Genomic DNA, 16,930 nt, shown 5'->3' on the forward strand with positions numbered 1-16,930 from the left:
ATTACCACTTCACGCACGACTTTCTGTAATATGGCGGTGAACTTAAAAGCGGAAGCGGATGTTCAGCCGCGTGTAGATTGGAAGGCTCTCGAATGAGATAAAGAAACCACGAAGAGCGGCTGCAATTCGATGATGACTGTTCATTATAAGGCATTTCAGCCCTGCTCACCTGCGTACGGACTCATCACAACCAACAACATAAGTTTGATGTTGACTTATCGCAAGGAGGAGCCGGGAAGCACGCTGGCAGTTTAGTTTGTCCTGGGAGCTTGATTAACAAGGATAGAGACCTAAATCTGCTGGGCGCTGTGGTTGGGGCGCCCTCCTCCACTGAACCAGCGAGGTCTCACCTGCCCTGCAGCCAGTCCTCAGGAATCGGCGCCTTCCATTCCAATCATCTCAGCAAAACATTTACCAGAGCAAAATGAAATAGCAGCAATTCTTCATCAACAGACTAATCATACAATGCTGTAGTTATACAAAAATATGAACCTGATATATGCACTTGTAAATTATCTTATAGGGAATTACACGAATTCAATAGTGAACATCCTTATCTATAAGGTTGGTTACTCTGACAATAAAAAAGACACTTAAATAACCCCTAAAAAAGCTTGGAATACTTCGTTGCCTAAGAACTTCCCTTTTTGCGTCAGCCGGATGTATGAATCCTTGACTGCCAGAAGTTCCTTTTGAGTCATTTCTTCAATGGCTTCTTTAAAGGCTGTGAAAGGACTTTCACCAAATTTCTCGGTGAAGCGGGCAATGGATACTCCTTCTGTTTTACGAAGGCCCAGGAACATTTCCTCTTCCATCTTTTCCGCTCTGGTCTGTTCATGGTTTTCAATGATAGGCAGCTGCCCCTCTTCCAGTGGCTGCATATATTTCTTCAGCGGTCCGAAATTCGCATAGCGGCTGCCTTCCGCATACCCGTGCGCTCCAGCACCGAAACCATAGTATTCTTCATTGTCCCAATACACAAGATTATGCTTGCTCTCATAACCTTTTTTAGCGAAATTGCTGATTTCATATTGATGAATTCCGGCTGCTTCCATCTCCTCCATCAGGACACTGTACATCTCTGCCTCCGCTTCCTGCGGCGGCAGTGACAATTTCCCTTTCCTCATCAGATTGTAGAACACTGTTTTGGGTTCAATGATCAGAGAATAACTGGAATAATGAGGGAGGTCAAAATCAAGAGCTGTTTTTAACGTATGCTTGAAATCAGCTACTGTCTGCCCGGGAAGAGCATAAATCAGGTCGATGCTGATATTTTCGAAGCCGGCTTTCTTTGCCGCCTCTATTGAAGTGTATACATCTTTACTTCTGTGATTCCGGCCGATCCTTTGCAGCAGTTCATCATTAAATGACTGAACCCCGAAACTTAAACGATTCACTCCATGTTGATATAGTACTTCGAGCTTGTCACTGGTTAAATCTCCAGGATTAGCTTCAAAAGTGAATTCTACTTGATCTCTTGTAAATGGAAGAGAATCATTTATATGTTTACAAAGCACTTCAAGCTGGGACGCATCAAGTGCTGTAGGCGTGCCTCCCCCCACAAAAATTGTCCTTAGGTTATCCGACGGGTATTTTTGAAGCTGCATCTGCATTTCCTTGTTCAACTGACCCACGTAATCATCAACAGGCTGCCCCTTCATGAATACTTTATTAAAATCACAATAATGGCAGATATGATGGCAAAATGGGATGTGGATATAAGCTGAATGTATCATTTCCTTCACAACCTTCAATGAATTTCGATAGAGAAAGGGGAGCCTGCTGTAAAAGCAACTCCCCCTCCTTTATAATGGCATACTATTTTTTTCGCTTACTTTAATTGGATTTGTTGCTGTCATCCATTTTCAGAACTGCCATGAACGCTTCCTGCGGCACTTCCACAGAACCGACCTGCTTCATGCGCTTTTTACCTTCTTTCTGTTTTTCAAGAAGCTTTCGCTTACGGGAAATGTCTCCCCCGTAACATTTGGCAAGTACGTTCTTCCTGATGGCTTTAATCGTTGAACGGGCAACGATTTTCTGACCGATAGCCGCTTGGATAGGCACTTCAAATTGCTGCCTTGGAATCAATTCCTTCAGTTTATCTACGATGACCTTTCCTCTGTCATACGCAAAATCCCTGTGAACGATAAAGCTTAACGCATCTACCTGTTCAGCATTCAAGAGAATATCCATTTTCACGAGCTTGGATTCTTTATATCCAATCAGCTCGTAATCGAATGAAGCATATCCCTTTGTACTTGATTTCAATTGATCGAAGAAATCATACACAATCTCAGCAAGCGGAATTTCATAAACAATATTCACACGGGTTTCATCCATGTATTGCATATCGATGAAGTTGCCGCGTTTCCCTTGGCATAATTCCATAACAGCCCCGACGTAATCATTCGGTACCATCATTGTTGCTTTTACGTAAGGCTCTTCCACCCTGTCCACTTTTTGTGGATCAGGCATCATGGAAGGATTATCGATTTTGACTTCCTCACCGTCTGTCAATTGAACATTGTAGATAACACTTGGTGCTGTCGTAATCAAATCAATTTTGAATTCGCGCTCGATGCGCTCCTGGATGATCTCCATATGAAGCAATCCAAGGAACCCGCATCTGAAACCGAAACCAAGAGCTTGTGATGTTTCAGGCTCGTATTGAAGGGCAGAGTCATTCAGTTCAAGTCTCTCAAGTGCCTCACGAAGATCATTGTACTTAGCCGAGTCAATTGGATACAGACCGCAGTATACCATCGGGTTCATTTTTCTGTAGCCGGGAAGAGGGCTTTCAGCCGGATTTTTCGCACCTGTGATGGTATCACCAACACGGGTGTCTCCGACATTTTTTATGGCGGCTGTCAGATAACCGACATCTCCGACGGTTAACTCATCACAAGAAGTGGCTTTAGGTGTGAAGACTCCGACATCGTTGACTTCGAACTCTTTCCCAGTAGCCATCATTTTGATTTTATCTCCGACTTTAACGGTCCCCTCAACGACTCTGATATAAGCTACAACACCACGGTAGGCATCATAAAGTGAGTCGAAGATCAGGGCTTTCAAAGGAGCTTCAGGATCTCCTTGTGGTGCAGGGACTTTCTCAACAATCTGTTCAAGGATATCTTCAATTCCGATTCCTGCTTTTGCAGAAGCCAGTACAGCCTCGGAAGCATCAAGCCCGATGACATCTTCCACTTCCTGGCGAACCCGCTCAGGGTCTGCTGCAGGCAAATCGATTTTGTTGATGACCGGGAGTATTTCCAGATCATTATCCAAAGCTAAATAAACATTTGCGAGGGTTTGCGCTTCAATACCCTGGGCAGCATCCACCACCAGTACAGCCCCTTCGCATGCAGCCAGGCTTCTGGACACCTCATAAGTGAAATCGACGTGGCCTGGAGTATCAATCAGATGGAATATATATGTTTCTCCATCTCTTGCCTCATACTTCAATTGAACAGAATTCAGCTTGATGGTGATTCCGCGTTCTCTTTCAAGGTCCATCGAATCAAGCAGCTGCTCTTTCATTTCTCTGGCAGTCAACGCTTTCGTTTTCTCAAGAATTCTATCTGCCAAAGTAGATTTCCCATGATCTATGTGAGCAATGATAGAAAAGTTACGTATTTTCTCTTGTCGTTTTAATTTTTCTTCACGGTTCATTACTTTCAACTCCTGTTAATCGACGCATGTACACTATTTTGAATTATATCAGTACGAATAGCAATATTCAATCATAACCCTGGTACGAAGGAAGGCTTACTATTATTCCCGCTCCCGTATTGGTTATAGTATAGGCATTCCTGGTGGGTTTTCCCTGGGTTTTATCAGTAACTAATAAAAAGGATAATAGTGCGGGTGCCTAGCCTCATCCATGGAAATAGACGACTCCTTCAGAATCCAGCAGAGTATGATCTAGTCCACGAGGGGTTTCTCAGGATCTATCTATACAAATAAAAAGCAGGGATGGCGGTTCAGTGTTATCGCAAGGAGAGAGACCGCACTTCGCTAGCCACTGGCCGTTGCAGCTGACTTAGCCTGCGGGGTTACGTTGCAGTGGGTACGTACTTACACACCGCTTCTCCGCGGAATCCTGTGCCGGGAGCGGAAATCAACCACTCTTTAAAAACAACAATCATTGTGCAAACAGCCAAATAAAAAGAACGCCCGAGAGCGTTCTCCCCTTAAAGCAGGGATGAAACAAATTCTACTGTTTTTTCTGCCAGGCCTTTCATGATGCCGGCGACCGACTTCCCGATTTCTGAAAAGAAGTTAAAGCTCTTCATTTCCTCAAGCTTTTTTTTCTTTTCGGATAATGCAGTACTCCCCATTTCCTGCCCAAGGAGGGAAGCTTCAATATTCCCCTCTTCATCTTCAGATATCGTCAGGGGAGTTCCGATCCCTTCCTCATCGTAGCCTTTCATATCTTTGATCCCATCGTTTGCTTTTTGCATCCCGATCAGGACGCCGACAAATAAAATCGAGACCAACAGTATGGTTTTCAACATGAATCGTTTCATCTTGCTCATCCTTTGCTTAAATGATTAGGTCCTTGTCATTGGCTGGTTGCAGGAGCTGAGATAACATGATCAACCTTATCTGCCTGCCAATAATATTCAGCAAACACATCCGCCAGCGCTGCCGATGACCGATTTAATTCTTCAAATGTATTGTCCACTCCGCCAAATTCCACTAAAAGGGAATTCGATGTCAGATCCTGATTGAACTTTCCATTTGTACCGCTTCCTTTTTTCACGAATACACCACGGGATATGCCTTTATACTTTTTCTCCAGCTGATTATGGAGGTCGGTGGCGATTTTCAGGTTCTTCTCGTAATTTGGATGTTCTGCTCCTACAACAAATGCAAGTTTTGCATAAGGATTGCCATTGATGGAAGCTGTAGTGACTCCTTTTCTCTGTGAGTCCCTGTGAATGTCAATCAGGTAGATTAAATCTTTGTGTTGGGCCATTGCCGCCTGAGCCACTGGACGGGATTCCTGATAGGCGTTCCAGTAGTCAAGCCCCTTTTTATTCAGGTTGGCGACAACATCGGTTTTATCAATCATTGTGCCGATTCCCCGGTTTTCCAGCTCTTCTTTTAATTTATCTCCAACTTTTGTAACATTTATTTGCGAATGATGAGCAAGATCTGGGTCCGTTACACCTTTTAAGTACGGAAGATAAGATTCCCGTGTGTGAGTAAAGTACAAAAAGACTGTCTCCTTATCCCCGGTTGTGAGCCCATTGGCATCAGGAGTTTCTCCTGATGGCGGATTTTCAATTTTTTCCGTATTTTGAAGCTGAGCGTCATTATCAGGGTTCAACGCTGCATCCGGCGGCACTGACTCGTAAGGCATGTTGGTAAAATCAGTCCCTTCCCCTGCGACCAGGATTTCCCCGTCAAAAATGGAAAACCCGGGCAGCTCCCTTCCTAAAAAACTTCGCGGATCCTTAAAACTGATATTCGTCGCCATACCGAAGAGAAGATTGGACACAGACGGCAGATCTTCACCCTCTGGATTCGCTGCCTCGAACGCGCGGTTCTCCATTGTAAAAAGGTTATATAGCATCGCTCCTGAAACATGTTCAGTTGCATGATTGACCGAACTTGAGGAAATCCGGTACTCAGGCTTAAGCGATGTAAGTATGCCAGACACAGAAAAAATTGAAAGAAGGCCAAAGACAAACGCAAGGATTCCTTTAACAATTGTTGATAGATTCACTGCGACAACATAATTGGATGACTTATACGACTTCATTTTTCCACCCTTCCTTCTCAACTCTAGTACAAAATATGATAGAGTTGGAAAAAGTAGAACAGGAAAATAGAACGAAACACTGTCACCAGTTGATTGGATTAATCAAATTGCATGAATTCGAAGCATAGTGGACTTTATTTTTCCTCATTGGATATTATCGTCTGATACTGCTTCTTTTGCGGTCATTATTTTCCCAGTCCCGACTGCACTTTCAATTGCCGCAACAAACCCAAAAAAAGCACACGCCGGCGGGCATGTGCTTTTTCGTGCTCAATGTGTTTTAAATCCTGTATTCCCTTGATCGACAGCTGAATGCAGGGCGGCATTTAAGCCATTTGAGATGAGGTTGGCTGTCTCCTCTATGAAGACATCGACTTCTTTAGGTGTGACCATTAAGTTGTGGCCGATTGGCGCAAGCACTTCATGGATCAATTTTCGCTTTTCATCCTCCTGAAGTGTGCCGACAATGCCCAGGAACGTCTTACGGTGATGCTCGTCAGGCAGGTCTTCTTCTGTCAGCTTCCTTCTTTCACCAAATGTCATTCCGGCAGGTGCAAGGGAACGGGATGGTTTATCTCCCTCTCTCAACTCTTTACCAAAATGCTTAAGAAGGAAATCGACTGTGTCGCTCGCGATTGTCACCGCATCGACAACTGTAGGGACCCCAATGGCGATGACAGGAACACCAAGTGTGTCTTCGTCCAGTCCTTTCCTCTTGTTTCCGACGCCAGACCCAGGATGGATTCCGGTATCTGAAATCTGAATCGTGGAATTGACTCTTTCAATCGAGCGCGAAGCCAGTGCATCAATGGCAATGACAAAATCGGGTTTGGATTTTTCTACGACACCGAAAATAATGTCACTTGTTTCAATGCCTGTAACACCCATGACTCCCGGTGCGAGGGCTGAAACCGGACGGTACCCTTCTTCAACCGATTCCGGTTGTAGTTGGAACAGATGACGGGTCACAATCAGGTTCTCACATACCAAAGGCCCCAGTGCGTCAGGAGTGACATTCCAGTTCCCCAGCCCAACGATCAGGCAGCTTGCATCAGGGCTGATTCCCTTTTCCTTCAAAAATGAGCTGAATTCCTTAGCGAAAACTTCTTCTACTTTTTGCTGAAGGTCTGCCTGGCTTTTCCTGATACTATGTGCTTCCAACGTTAAATAATTTCCGGCTTTTTTCCCCAGAAGTTCTTCGCCTTCTTCAGTTATAGTCACATGTGAAATATTGATTCCGTCTATTTCACGTTCATTGACAATGACTCCCTTCAATCCTGAAACTTGTTCGGCTTGGCCGGCATCTTTGCTTTTCTCCGCAAGCACGATTTCCTTTGCTTCTATGGCAAGGTCCGTCCGGATGGTATACTTGCTCAGATCGACTGTTTGTTTTTCTTCCAATTTGACAGCCCCCTTCATTATTTTCAATAACCTTATCTTTGCCACACGGGGAACTTTCATGCACTCTATATCTTTTTCAACAGCAGAGTATTGCAATATAAGCCTTGATTTGATAAAATATCAGTTGTTCTGATTAATTTTAGGAATTGTAAAAGTCGAGTTAAATATAATTCTCGATCGCTTTGTAGGAGGTGACAGGAATGCCAAATATTAAATCTGCTATCAAACGCGTAAAAACGAACGAAGCAAAAAATGCACAGAACGTAACTGTAAAATCAGCTATGCGTACTGCTGTTAAGAAAGCTGAAGCAGCTGCACAAAACAACGATGATAACGCTAATGCATTAGTTTCTGAAGCAGTTAAGCATTTAGATAAAGCAGCACAAAAAGGTCTTATCCACAAAAATGCTGCTGACCGTTCAAAATCACGCTTAATGAAAAAAGTTAACTAATTTTAAAAAAACGATCTCTCCAACCGGGAGATCGTTTTTTATTTTCTTGAATTTCTGCTCCGGGTACACGACCCAGAGGCTTGGGCAGCTGGTGAGGGAATCACCTTATCTCTATCCAGACACAAACGCCACCCTAAAAAAACGGTCAGAGGCATTAAACACTGAGCGTTTTTGTGAATTCAAATGACATGTCGCTGCAAAACAGTCCGCCATTTCACCTGATTATGACAAGTTCGCCCTTTAAAATAGAACCCGTCATTTAAAGAGAGTGTCTTTGGATTCTTCAGGCCTGCAAACAACCCCAGAAATTAAATCCTTTAATGTTTTTCTCTATCTCGCGTTGCTTAAAGATTGTTCATGCAGTTTGAACAGGAATAACTCAATAATCATCTCCTTCTTCTGTCTGCCTGTTTTCATTTCGTAATCTCCTTGGGAAAGAAGTTCGATGATGGCTGCGAGTTGTTCATCCGTAAAATGCTTTGCCTGTCCTGCGGCCAATTTTACCCTGAATGGATGGACCCGTAAGAAACCGGCGATTTTTTGCTGCCCGTAACCCCTTCTCGCCAGTTCCTTCACTTGATAAATCAAACGGAATTGACCAGACAAAACAGCCAGTATTTTGATGGGTTCTTCGTTCTGTTTCAATAAGTCATAATAAATTCTTAACGCATCTTCAGTTTTCCGCTGAACTACTTTCTCTACTAGAGCAAAAATATTTTGTTCAAGCGACCGTGCTGTAAGGGACTCCACCACCGATTCATCGATTCTGCTCGTATCGCTTACATATAATGACAGTTTGTCGATTTCCTTTGTGAGCATCATCAGATTTGTGCCTGCGAGGGCCAGCAGCAAATCAATCGCACCTTCATCAATCTGGACCATATTAGCTGCAGCCCTTTCCCTCACCCAGGTCCTTAATTCTTTTTCATTCAATTTTTTCGCTTCAAGGACTTCTGCCTGCTTCTTTAAAGCTTTAGTGATTTTTTTCCGTTCATCAAGCTTTTCGTATGGCGCAGAAATCACCAGGATGGTGTACGGAGAAGGCGAAGACAAATATTGCTCAAACTTCTTAATATTGTGTTCAACCTTCTCTTTTGTTTTTTCAGCGGTCAGGAAAACGGGATTATGTAATACAACAACGCGCCTCTCTCCCATAAAAGGAAAGGTTTCAGCATCCTCGATGGCTGTCTCGACAGGAGTCTCTTCCAGATCATAAGTGGAAAAGTTGAAGTCGACTTCTTCCTCCGATATAGCATGTCCAATGATTTTCTGCTGTGTTTCATTTATTAAAAACGATTCTTTTCCATATAATAAATATATGCTGGCAAATTGTTTGTTTTCGATTTTTTTCCAAATATCAATAACCAAGATTGCACTCTCCATTTTGTTCAGATAACACTATCGTAAAAAAGCTTGGCGGTTTTGACAAGTGGAAAGGGGACGCCCCAGGTTGGAGGACACCCCCTAAATCTATATTTAACGCCGAAGAAAAAGACCTAGGACCCTTTTTGACCGGCGGTATCTCCCTTGTAAATATAGTGTCACCCAAGAATGTGAACATATATGTGACAACTCTTGTCAGTAAAGGAAAATGTAAAGTCCAAGTATAGATTTTTTTATGGGAATCATCTATACTAAGATAGAAATAGGAGGGGTACTAATGAACGAATTCGAAAAAAATGTCCAATCGAAACGAAATGATGCAGTAGATTCTGGCGTTGGTTTCATCGTATCTTTCGGTTTCTTTGCCATAATGTTCATCATGGCTGTAGTCATTAAGTACATAGGGGCTTAATGCGTCAGATAGAGTTCGCAAGCTGCGGACTCTTTTTTTCGTTCTGCTATTCGTAATACATCTTATGGAATAATGGTTCTAAACGTTCCTTTCTTCCCCAAAAATTTATAATGGATGGCTCCCATTTCTGCCGTGTTGTATACTTCTATGCCTTTTTTATCCAATCTGTAAAGGACCTGGGGATCCGGATGTCCATACCTGTTGTCTTTGCCTGCTGAAATCAAGGCGGTTTCCGGCCGAAGCTCCGTTAAGAAAGAGCTGCTGGTTGAGGTTAAACTCCCATGATGCCCGACTTTCAGTACGTCTGCTCTTACTTTCCACTTCTTTATCAGTTCGTTCTCCCCTTCCACTTCTAAATCCCCGGTAAACAACCAGCTCTTTCCGCCAAATTTGCCAAATAAAACAAGTGAATCATTATTCCCCTCATATCGATCATCAAATGGATAGAGGAACATGAAATCACCATGGTTTGTTGTCCACTTTTCGCCTGCTTTCGTCTCCCTTACTTTTAGGTTTACCATTTTCGCTGTCGCTGCAAGGGAACGAATGACTTCATTTTGCTGTGAGCCCGGGGTAATCAAAACCTCTCGAATTCTAACTTTTTCCATCAATCCCTTTGCCGCGCCAGCATGGTCAAAATCACTATGTGTTAAGATCAGCTTATCAATTTTATCAATTCCTTTGCTTTTTAATAGCGGGACCACCACATCATCACTTAGGGAGTATTCGCTGCTTCTTTTCTGCCATTCCTCTTTAGGAAAACTCATCACACCACCTGTATCAATCATATATACCCCTTCATTAAAGGGAAGATTGATAATGATGCAATCACCCTGTCCGACATCTGCCACAATGAGTTCGCCGTATGGATTAAAAAACGGGGAGAATTTGTGGAGGCACAAAAGCAGTACCAGAGGAACCAATCCCGTGCGCCACTTCCGTTGTTCTCCTCTCATAAAAAAGAAAACAACCGAAAGTATGTACAAAAAAGCCAGCAGCAGAGATGGCCTTCCAGCTGTAAAGGTAATGAAAGGGAGGCTGTTCAGCCGGACCGAAATACCATCGGCTGCAGTGACCGCCAAATTCAACAATGGAAATAAGAACACGGTGCCAGGAGGGAATATCAACATAGCAAGAAACGCTAATAAAGAGATGGGAAGCAGAATGACCGTAAAAAAGGGGACATAGACCGAGTTGACCACAAAGCCGGCAAGAGAGAATTCATAAAAATGCCAAAGAAGGACTGGAATCGAACATATCTGGCATACTCCGGTTACCATAAAAACAAGCTTCCACTTTTGCTGAATACCCGCAAGCATCCGGGAAGAGAGAATGAGCGAAAAACTGACGAGGAAAGACAATTGAAGACCCGCAGTTTTCAACGCAAGAGGATCAGCCATACTATAAAACAGAAGGATAAGCGAGACGGCATCTGCTGCCGAGAGTTTCAGCCGAAAAAAACCTGACAGAATGACTGCCCCCATAATCCCGGCAGCCCTTATAACCGGCGGGGCAGCTCCAGTTACCAGAACATATAGAGGCAAAATAATCAGGAGCATTACCTGAGCATGTTCTCTTGCGACTCCAGACCTTATCAGGAGGTAATATAACAAGGCAAAAAGCATTCCCACGTGCAGGCCTGATATTGCCAAGAGATGGATCACACCCAGCCTTTGGTAAGCTGTAAGTGTATCTTCTTTTATTAAATCCCGGTGGCCAAATACCAATGCAGCCGCAATACCTGCAGATTGTTCAGGAAACTGTTTCTGAATGGACTCTACCCCCTTTTCCCTCCACTTTGATATCCATGTCCTAAATGACCCTGTTTTCCTGGAGCATCGGGTTTCTGAAAGACCATTCACCTCTAATATCCAATGAGTGTTTTCACCCCTAAGGAATTCCCGATAATCGAAACTATTCATATTCCTCGCCTGTCCAGGCTCTGTAAGCCGGCCGGACACCTTGCAGGAGAAGCCAGTGAAATGCCGCTCTTGCAACTTCTTTTGTTCATGTTCATCTTGTATCTTATATCGAAGGACAACCCATTCTCCCTTGGCTGTCTCAGCTCTCCCCATTAACCGGTCACCGTCAATTTCCGGCCTTTCCTTAAAATCAACGGTGAAATCAGTCTGGAATGGCGAGAGTATGGTTTCATTCTTGAGTAGTTGGTAATGCGAAAGAAAAAAGGCGGCAGGAAGAAGGAGGATTGAAATGAAGAGAATGGTGACAGGGAGTTTTCGGAGGGCTAAAGTAATAATGAAAACAAGAAGAAAAAATGCACCCCATTTAAAGTGAAGTGCAAGAGAAGTTCCCGTGACGTATGAGAGGGCATAATAGATAAATTGTCCTTTTTTCACTTGTGGTTACTCCTTAAAAAGATCATCGTGCTGCGTTCGCAATTCATCCAGCTCTTCTTTTGCTAATCCAAGTTCCCCAAGTTTCTCAAGCATATTCCGGCTTAAATTCTTTTCCTTTTCTTTCGTTTCACTTTCGAAAGGTACCTGTTCCAGTTGCACACCCGCCTGCTTGAATAACTCAATCGCATAGGGGTGATTTTTGTAGTTCTCAGCATAGTACACCTTTCTAATGCCTGCTTGTATAATCGCCTTACAACATTGAAGGCACGGGAAATGGGTGACATAGATTTCCGCTCCGTCTGTCGGCACCCCGAATTTTGCACACTGTATGATTGCATTCATTTCAGCATGGATGGTTCTTACACAATGATTATCGATTATATAGCAGCCTTCATCCGCACAGTGGACTCCGCCCGTTATGGAGCCGTTATAGCCCCCGGCAATGATCCGTTTATCGCGGACAATGGTCGCTCCCACTGTCAGGCGCGTACAAGTGCTCCTCAACGCAAGCAAGTGTGATTGTGCCATAAAATAATGGTTCCATGATATTCGTGTCATAAGAAAAACTCCTTTTTTTCATTCGTATTCTTGAATCAAGTTTATCTGAAAATGGGGGATTGGGCAAAAGGGTTAAACCTCCAGATTAGTTTACAGAAATACTTTCTTTCAATCTTTCAAAAGTCGCCTCCCCTATTCCCGAAACACCCTTTAAATCATCAACCGCTTTAAATGGACCCTTTTCTGTTCGATAATCAACGATAGCCTTCGCCTTTGCCGGCCCGATTCCCGGCAAGGCATCAAAATCCTGCTCAGTTGCTTTATTAATATCCAAAAGGTTCTTTTCAGATTGAGCATACATGGAAGCCTCTTGGTTCTCTTCTCCTTCTTCCCCAGCTTTTGGAACATAGATTACCATTTCATCCGTTACCTTCTGGGCCAGGTTGACACTTACTTCGCTGGCTTCATCAGTAAAGCCGCCTGCCCTGATGATAAGATCATTAACTCTTTCACTTTGGATTGCTTTATAGATGCCGGGTTTTTTCACAGCCCCTTTCACATCAACGAAAATGTCTTGAGCAGGTCCTTCTTGCAGTATATCATCATTCATTTGGCTTGCTTCTGGAACTACATCCGGAAAAGGCTCTGATTCTTGTTGGGAATCAGCCTGTCTATCTTGTGTGGAATGATAGAAGAAAGCGCAGCCTGTAACCATTAAAATAAAACAAAGGACCAATAGCAGCTTATATTTATTAAAAAGGGTCTGCATCGTCATCATCTCCTTTTCTTGGCATATTAGAAATTTCCATCTCATAGGAATGATAAGAGAAAGTTGATGAATCAGGCTTATCAATAATGGATGGAAGACTAAAAAAGGCTATTTTCTGAATGATTGTTGTCAATATATTAGGGATTCTGTTATTTACAGATTTGGGATGGAGAGGAGGGACACGATTTCCTGCAGGACTAGCGCGGCCTGTCCAGGTTCAGCGGCCAGCGGATTTTGGTCCAGCCAAGGTAATCATCATTGAATCACTCTGTAGTCCGTGATTCCTTTATCTCATGCGAAAGCCTCCAATCCATACAGCTCTGAACGGACACTTTCGCTTGTAACTTCACTTTTCAGGCCCGCTGCTCTCTCTATTCCTGCAGCGGAAATCAACAAAGGACAACAATGTGAAAAAAAAATTGTGTGAGAAGGAGGGCAGCATATGAAGGTAGGAATAGTGGGTACAGGTAATATGGGCGGCATCTTACTTGAAGCATTCATTGAGTCAGGAGCACTTTCTCCTTCTGACCTCAATATTGTGAATCGCACAAGGGGAAAAGCTCAAAAGTTTCAGGAGAAGCATCCGGATTTGACCGTATATAATGAGCCGGCAAACCTGATCAAGGATTCAGATGTAGTGTTCATTTGCGTAAAACCACTGGATATATACGACCTTTTAAAGAGCAGCCAGAGCTGTTTCACTAAAGAGAAGTGCATCGTCTCGATTACGAGCCCCGTGAGTATAGAGCAGGTTGAATCTCTTGCAGACTGTTCCTGCATGAGAGTGATCCCCAGCATCACCAACCGGGCACTGAGCGGTGTCTCTTTATTTTCTTATGGGTCCCGCTGTACGAAAGAGTGGCGGGATGCAATCTGGGAGCTTATGGGCTCGCTTTCCACACCTGTTATCATCGACGAGAGCATTACCAGGGTTGCTTCAGACATTGTCAGCTGCGGACCTGCTTTCTTTACGTATTTAACGAGAAAGTTTATAGAAGGAGCTGTCAGCGAGACAGAAATAGATGAAAGCACAGCAACTGTACTTGCGTCAGAAATGTTGATCGGCTTGGGAGAACTGTTGAAAAAAGAAATATATACTCTGGCAGCACTTCAAGAAAAGGTATGTGTGAAAGGCGGTATAACCGGGGAAGGAATTTCTGCAATGGAAGCAAACCTCGGGGAACTATTTCACGAACTGTTCAGGGCAACCCACAAAAAGTTCGATGAAGATCTTACGGAAACAAGGCATCAGTTTGGTTTGTGACTAGTTTAATCTATTCTACATCCGAACCTGAATTCCTCTAAATTTCCAAAAATTAAAGCGGCCATTCTCTTGATGGCCGCTTTTGTTATTTCTTTTTACATGCGAAAAAAATTCTCTCACTTTGATCATCCGGCTGGGATCCAGTAAAGTCAGCGGTCACAGAAAGCACATCAAATCCTGCTTCATTCAGCCAGTTTTCCAAAGTTAAGACAGGGTAGGTTTTTTGATAGTGAAGTTCATCAATCCGCTCAAACTGATTTGTGTTCTCATCCTTGACAAAGAAAGTCAACTCGTGTTCGACACTGTTTGGGGCTTTTCCAGGGAAACAATCCCAAATATAAGAGACTTCTTCATCATTGAGTGTGAAAGTTTCATTCAAGAAGATTTGCGTAATCTTGTAAATGGAGTGGACATCAAACAAAAAGATTCCGCCATCATGAAGGTGCTCCCTTGTTCTCTTAAAGGTATCCAAAACCTTCCCTTCATTTTCAAGATAGTTCAACGAATCACAAAAAATGGTGATGATGTCAAAACTGCCCAAATCTTCAAGTTCACTCATATCCTGTTGAAATAATGGCAGTTGCACACCTTGTTGTTCAGCTTTATCCCTGGCAATGAAAAGCATGTCCTCAGATAAATCAGTGCCCGTCACAGAATACCCTTCTTTTAAGAGCCGGAGAGAGAGTTCTCCAGTTCCGCAGCCTACATCAAGGAGTGTTTTTCCTTTAACAGAATGTTGATCAGCCTGACGCCTCACGAATTCCACCCAGGAATCATAAGGAACATCTTTCATGAGGTAATCATAAATATAGGCAAATTGCTGATAGCTCATTGCTCGATCTCGCTGCTGAGTTCAACAATCGGGGCATCTCCCCAAAGCCTTTCAAGTTTATAATAATCCCTTTCGTCGCGATGGAATACATGGGCAACCACATCTCCCATATCTACAAGCACCCAACGTGCTTCGTCAAAACCTTCCATGCGTTTTACATCATTTCCATTTTCTTCTGCCTTTTCCTTAAGCTCGCGGGCGATTGCCTGAACCTGCTTATCGGAATTACCGTGGCAGATGACAAAGTAATCAGCAATCAGGGAAATTCCCTTCATTTCCAGAGCCACAATATCTTCCGCTCTTTTATCATCTGCCGCTTTATATGCTATTTGAAGCAAGTCTTTACTGTTCATCAAATCAACTCCTATTATTAAGAACTAAATCATTGAATGTATTGAATGTATCAGGGAAAACAGCCTGATTTTTTCTCAAGAGAAACATGATGGTATTCCGGATGGACGCAATCAAAGCCTCTTCAAGGTTATGTTTTGCGAGTTCCCTCACATCATCCACACCAGGAAAGTGCCTTCCTGGTTCAATATAATCCGCAAGGTAAATAACCTTTTCCAGACTGGTCATCCCGGGCCTTCCTGAAGTATGGAAACGAATGGCATCCAGAATATCTTCATCCTCTACTCCTGCTTCTTTTTGAACCAGGTGTGCTCCCACGGGGGCATGCCACAATTCAGCATTATAGGATAACAGACGTTCATCCATTCCCTGGGTCTCAATGATTTCCTTCATTTCTTCTTTTGCACGAAATTTCGCGTAATCATGGAAGATAGCCGCCATTTCTGCTTTATACTTATCAACCCCATACCTATCCGCAAGCTCTATTGCCGTGTCTACAACACCAAGAGTGTGCTGATATCGATGATCTGTCAGCTGCTCTCTTACCAATGCAAGTGCCTTATCCCTTTCCATACAGTTTCTCCTCTCTTATAAAATCTGAAACCTTTTCAGGTATAAGATAGGCAGTTGTTCCCCCGGAAGCGATCCGGTCCCTGATCAGGGTCGACGATAAATCAATTTGAGGGACGTCAACCATCACCACATCATAAGGAGATTCTGTTTCATATCCCGGCCTTTTCACCCCGACAAATTGAATAAGACGAGAAAGTTCTTCGATTTTATGCCATTTAGGCAGATATTCAATCATATCCCCGCCTATGATGAAATGAAACTCAGCCTCCGGCTCTCTTTCGGCCAGAAGTTTGACTGTTTCATACGTATAGGAAGGACCGTCTTTCTCCAGCTCAAGCGTTTCTACGAGAAATCCGGAATGGCCCTCTATTGCCTTGTGGACCATCTCTTTCCGCTGGGAGGCAGATGCGCCTCCTCTGACCTGTTTGTGCGGCGGGACTCCTGCCGGCATAAACCTGATTTCATCCAGCTTCAATTTGTGGAGGACCTCATTTGCAATAATCAGATGGCCTAAGTGAGGAGGGTTGAACGTTCCTCCTAAAATCCCAACACGTTTTCCCATTTTGGACCTCCTTTATTTAGGAAGTACGATTTTTTTATTTTCCGTTGATTCCTTATATAAAATAATCGTGTGTCCAATTATCTGCACGATCTTTGCGCCAGTTCCTGAAGCGATTTCTTCTGCAACGGTATCTTTATCGTCTTCGCAGTTTTGCAGGATACTTACTTTGATTAATTCCCTTGCTTCCAGTGCTTCGCTGATCTGTTTGATCATATTTCCATTGACTCCGCCTTTACCCACTTGAAAGATAGGATTAAGATGATGAGCCTCTGAACGTAAATACCTTTTTTGTTTACCAGTTAACAT

The 16,930-nt window shown here is 43.4% G+C and carries 17 protein-coding genes; 3 read left to right on the plus strand and 14 right to left on the minus strand.

All coding sequences use genetic code 11. The features are described 5' to 3' along the window. Positions 1-593: 593 nt before the first annotated feature. From hemW to gpr, 5 genes are all read right to left on the minus strand, one after another. Entirely contained in the window at positions 594-1,736 is a 1,143-nt protein-coding gene (hemW, locus tag AC4E8A_RS16765) for a radical SAM family heme chaperone HemW (RefSeq protein ID WP_490194585.1), read from the minus strand. A gap of 100 nt (positions 1,737-1,836) precedes the next feature. Continuing rightward, positions 1,837-3,672: a translation elongation factor 4 gene (gene lepA, locus AC4E8A_RS16770; RefSeq protein ID WP_490194587.1), complete on the minus strand. Its 1,836-nt coding sequence runs from the start codon at positions 3,670-3,672 to the stop codon at positions 1,837-1,839. A gap of 521 nt (positions 3,673-4,193) precedes the next feature. Continuing rightward, positions 4,194-4,529, minus strand: coding sequence for a DUF3679 domain-containing protein (locus AC4E8A_RS16775; protein ID WP_490194589.1), 336 nt, complete (start codon positions 4,527-4,529; stop codon positions 4,194-4,196). Between the two features lie 35 nt (positions 4,530-4,564). Further along, positions 4,565-5,770: a stage II sporulation protein P gene (spoIIP, locus tag AC4E8A_RS16780; protein ID WP_490194591.1), complete on the minus strand. Its 1,206-nt coding sequence runs from the start codon at positions 5,768-5,770 to the stop codon at positions 4,565-4,567. 270 nt (positions 5,771-6,040) lie between these two features. Continuing rightward, complete coding sequence (gene gpr / locus AC4E8A_RS16785) at positions 6,041-7,189, minus strand: GPR endopeptidase (RefSeq protein ID WP_490198916.1); 1,149 nt, start codon at positions 7,187-7,189, stop codon at positions 6,041-6,043. Between the two features lie 182 nt (positions 7,190-7,371). Here gpr and rpsT point away from each other — a divergent pair, with 182 nt between their 5' ends. After that, complete coding sequence (gene rpsT, locus AC4E8A_RS16790) at positions 7,372-7,623, plus strand: 30S ribosomal protein S20 (RefSeq protein ID WP_490194593.1); 252 nt, start codon at positions 7,372-7,374, stop codon at positions 7,621-7,623. 330 nt (positions 7,624-7,953) lie between these two features. Here the strand turns inward: rpsT and holA are convergent, their stop codons facing one another. Then, the gene (gene holA, locus AC4E8A_RS16795; RefSeq protein WP_490194595.1) at positions 7,954-8,991 is read right to left on the minus strand and encodes a DNA polymerase III subunit delta; all 1,038 of its coding nucleotides are present in this window, start codon (positions 8,989-8,991) and stop codon (positions 7,954-7,956) included. Positions 8,992-9,283: 292 nt separating this feature from the next. Here holA and AC4E8A_RS16800 point away from each other — a divergent pair, with 292 nt between their 5' ends. Then, positions 9,284-9,418: a YqzM family protein gene (locus tag AC4E8A_RS16800; protein WP_119545486.1), complete on the plus strand. Its 135-nt coding sequence runs from the start codon at positions 9,284-9,286 to the stop codon at positions 9,416-9,418. Between the two features lie 62 nt (positions 9,419-9,480). Here AC4E8A_RS16800 and AC4E8A_RS16805 read toward each other — a convergent pair whose 3' ends face one another. The 3 genes from AC4E8A_RS16805 to AC4E8A_RS16815 form a co-directional block, all read right to left on the minus strand. Beyond that, the gene (locus AC4E8A_RS16805) at positions 9,481-11,775 is read right to left on the minus strand and encodes a DNA internalization-related competence protein ComEC/Rec2 (RefSeq protein WP_490194597.1); all 2,295 of its coding nucleotides are present in this window, start codon (positions 11,773-11,775) and stop codon (positions 9,481-9,483) included. Positions 11,776-11,781: 6 nt separating this feature from the next. Further along, entirely contained in the window at positions 11,782-12,333 is a 552-nt protein-coding gene (locus AC4E8A_RS16810) for a ComE operon protein 2 (protein ID WP_490194599.1), read from the minus strand. Between the two features lie 85 nt (positions 12,334-12,418). Then, positions 12,419-13,042, minus strand: a complete 624-nt coding sequence (locus tag AC4E8A_RS16815) for a helix-hairpin-helix domain-containing protein (RefSeq protein WP_490194601.1) — start codon at positions 13,040-13,042, stop codon at positions 12,419-12,421. 442 nt (positions 13,043-13,484) lie between these two features. Here AC4E8A_RS16815 and comER point away from each other — a divergent pair, with 442 nt between their 5' ends. Beyond that, a complete protein-coding gene (gene comER / locus AC4E8A_RS16820; protein ID WP_490194602.1) occupies positions 13,485-14,306 on the plus strand; it encodes a late competence protein ComER in 822 nt (273 codons plus the stop codon). A gap of 85 nt (positions 14,307-14,391) precedes the next feature. Here comER and AC4E8A_RS16825 read toward each other — a convergent pair whose 3' ends face one another. From AC4E8A_RS16825 to yhbY, 5 genes are read right to left on the minus strand one after another with little or no spacing between them, the layout of a single operon-like run. Further along, a complete protein-coding gene (locus AC4E8A_RS16825; protein WP_490194604.1) occupies positions 14,392-15,138 on the minus strand; it encodes a class I SAM-dependent DNA methyltransferase in 747 nt (248 codons plus the stop codon). Beyond that, on the minus strand, positions 15,135-15,491 hold the full coding sequence (gene rsfS, locus AC4E8A_RS16830) for a ribosome silencing factor (protein WP_490194606.1): 357 nt from the start codon (positions 15,489-15,491) through the stop codon (positions 15,135-15,137). Before rsfS ends, AC4E8A_RS16825 begins: the two co-directional genes overlap by 4 nt. 4 nt (positions 15,492-15,495) lie before the next feature. Continuing rightward, positions 15,496-16,062 (minus strand): bis(5'-nucleosyl)-tetraphosphatase (symmetrical) YqeK, encoded by a 567-nt coding sequence (yqeK, locus tag AC4E8A_RS16835; RefSeq protein WP_490194608.1) that lies wholly within the window; start codon positions 16,060-16,062, stop codon positions 15,496-15,498. Next, positions 16,049-16,624 (minus strand): nicotinate-nucleotide adenylyltransferase, encoded by a 576-nt coding sequence (locus tag AC4E8A_RS16840; RefSeq protein ID WP_490194610.1) that lies wholly within the window; start codon positions 16,622-16,624, stop codon positions 16,049-16,051. The genes yqeK and AC4E8A_RS16840 overlap by 14 nt, the downstream gene beginning before the upstream one ends. A 12-nt stretch (positions 16,625-16,636) precedes the next feature. After that, a complete protein-coding gene (gene yhbY, locus AC4E8A_RS16845) occupies positions 16,637-16,930 on the minus strand; it encodes a ribosome assembly RNA-binding protein YhbY (RefSeq protein WP_490194612.1) in 294 nt (97 codons plus the stop codon).

The sequence above is a fragment of the Bacillus sp. SRL337 genome (assembly GCF_984799155.1).

Excerpts from the sequence above, each read along its gene's own strand:
- spoIIP (WP_490194591.1), bottom strand. The coding sequence starts at position 5,770 with ATGAAGTCGTATAAGTCATCCAATTATGTTGTCGCAGTGAATCTATCA.
- gpr (WP_490198916.1), bottom strand. The coding sequence starts at position 7,189 with ATGAAGGGGGCTGTCAAATTGGAAGAAAAACAAACAGTCGATCTGAGC.
- comER (WP_490194602.1), top strand. The coding sequence starts at position 13,485 with ATGAAGGTAGGAATAGTGGGTACAGGTAATATGGGCGGCATCTTACTT.
- yhbY (WP_490194612.1), bottom strand. The coding sequence starts at position 16,930 with ATGTTAACTGGTAAACAAAAAAGGTATTTACGTTCAGAGGCTCATCAT.
- AC4E8A_RS16825 (WP_490194604.1), bottom strand. The coding sequence starts at position 15,138 with ATGAGCTATCAGCAATTTGCCTATATTTATGATTACCTCATGAAAGAT.
- AC4E8A_RS16810 (WP_490194599.1), bottom strand. The coding sequence starts at position 12,333 with ATGACACGAATATCATGGAACCATTATTTTATGGCACAATCACACTTG.
- lepA (WP_490194587.1), bottom strand. The coding sequence starts at position 3,672 with ATGAACCGTGAAGAAAAATTAAAACGACAAGAGAAAATACGTAACTTT.
- AC4E8A_RS16800 (WP_119545486.1), top strand. The coding sequence starts at position 9,284 with ATGAACGAATTCGAAAAAAATGTCCAATCGAAACGAAATGATGCAGTA.
- rpsT (WP_490194593.1), top strand. The coding sequence starts at position 7,372 with ATGCCAAATATTAAATCTGCTATCAAACGCGTAAAAACGAACGAAGCA.
- hemW (WP_490194585.1), bottom strand. The coding sequence starts at position 1,736 with ATGATACATTCAGCTTATATCCACATCCCATTTTGCCATCATATCTGC.
- AC4E8A_RS16815 (WP_490194601.1), bottom strand. The coding sequence starts at position 13,042 with ATGCAGACCCTTTTTAATAAATATAAGCTGCTATTGGTCCTTTGTTTT.
- AC4E8A_RS16775 (WP_490194589.1), bottom strand. The coding sequence starts at position 4,529 with ATGAAACGATTCATGTTGAAAACCATACTGTTGGTCTCGATTTTATTT.
- yqeK (WP_490194608.1), bottom strand. The coding sequence starts at position 16,062 with ATGGAAAGGGATAAGGCACTTGCATTGGTAAGAGAGCAGCTGACAGAT.
- AC4E8A_RS16840 (WP_490194610.1), bottom strand. The coding sequence starts at position 16,624 with ATGGGAAAACGTGTTGGGATTTTAGGAGGAACGTTCAACCCTCCTCAC.
- rsfS (WP_490194606.1), bottom strand. The coding sequence starts at position 15,491 with ATGAACAGTAAAGACTTGCTTCAAATAGCATATAAAGCGGCAGATGAT.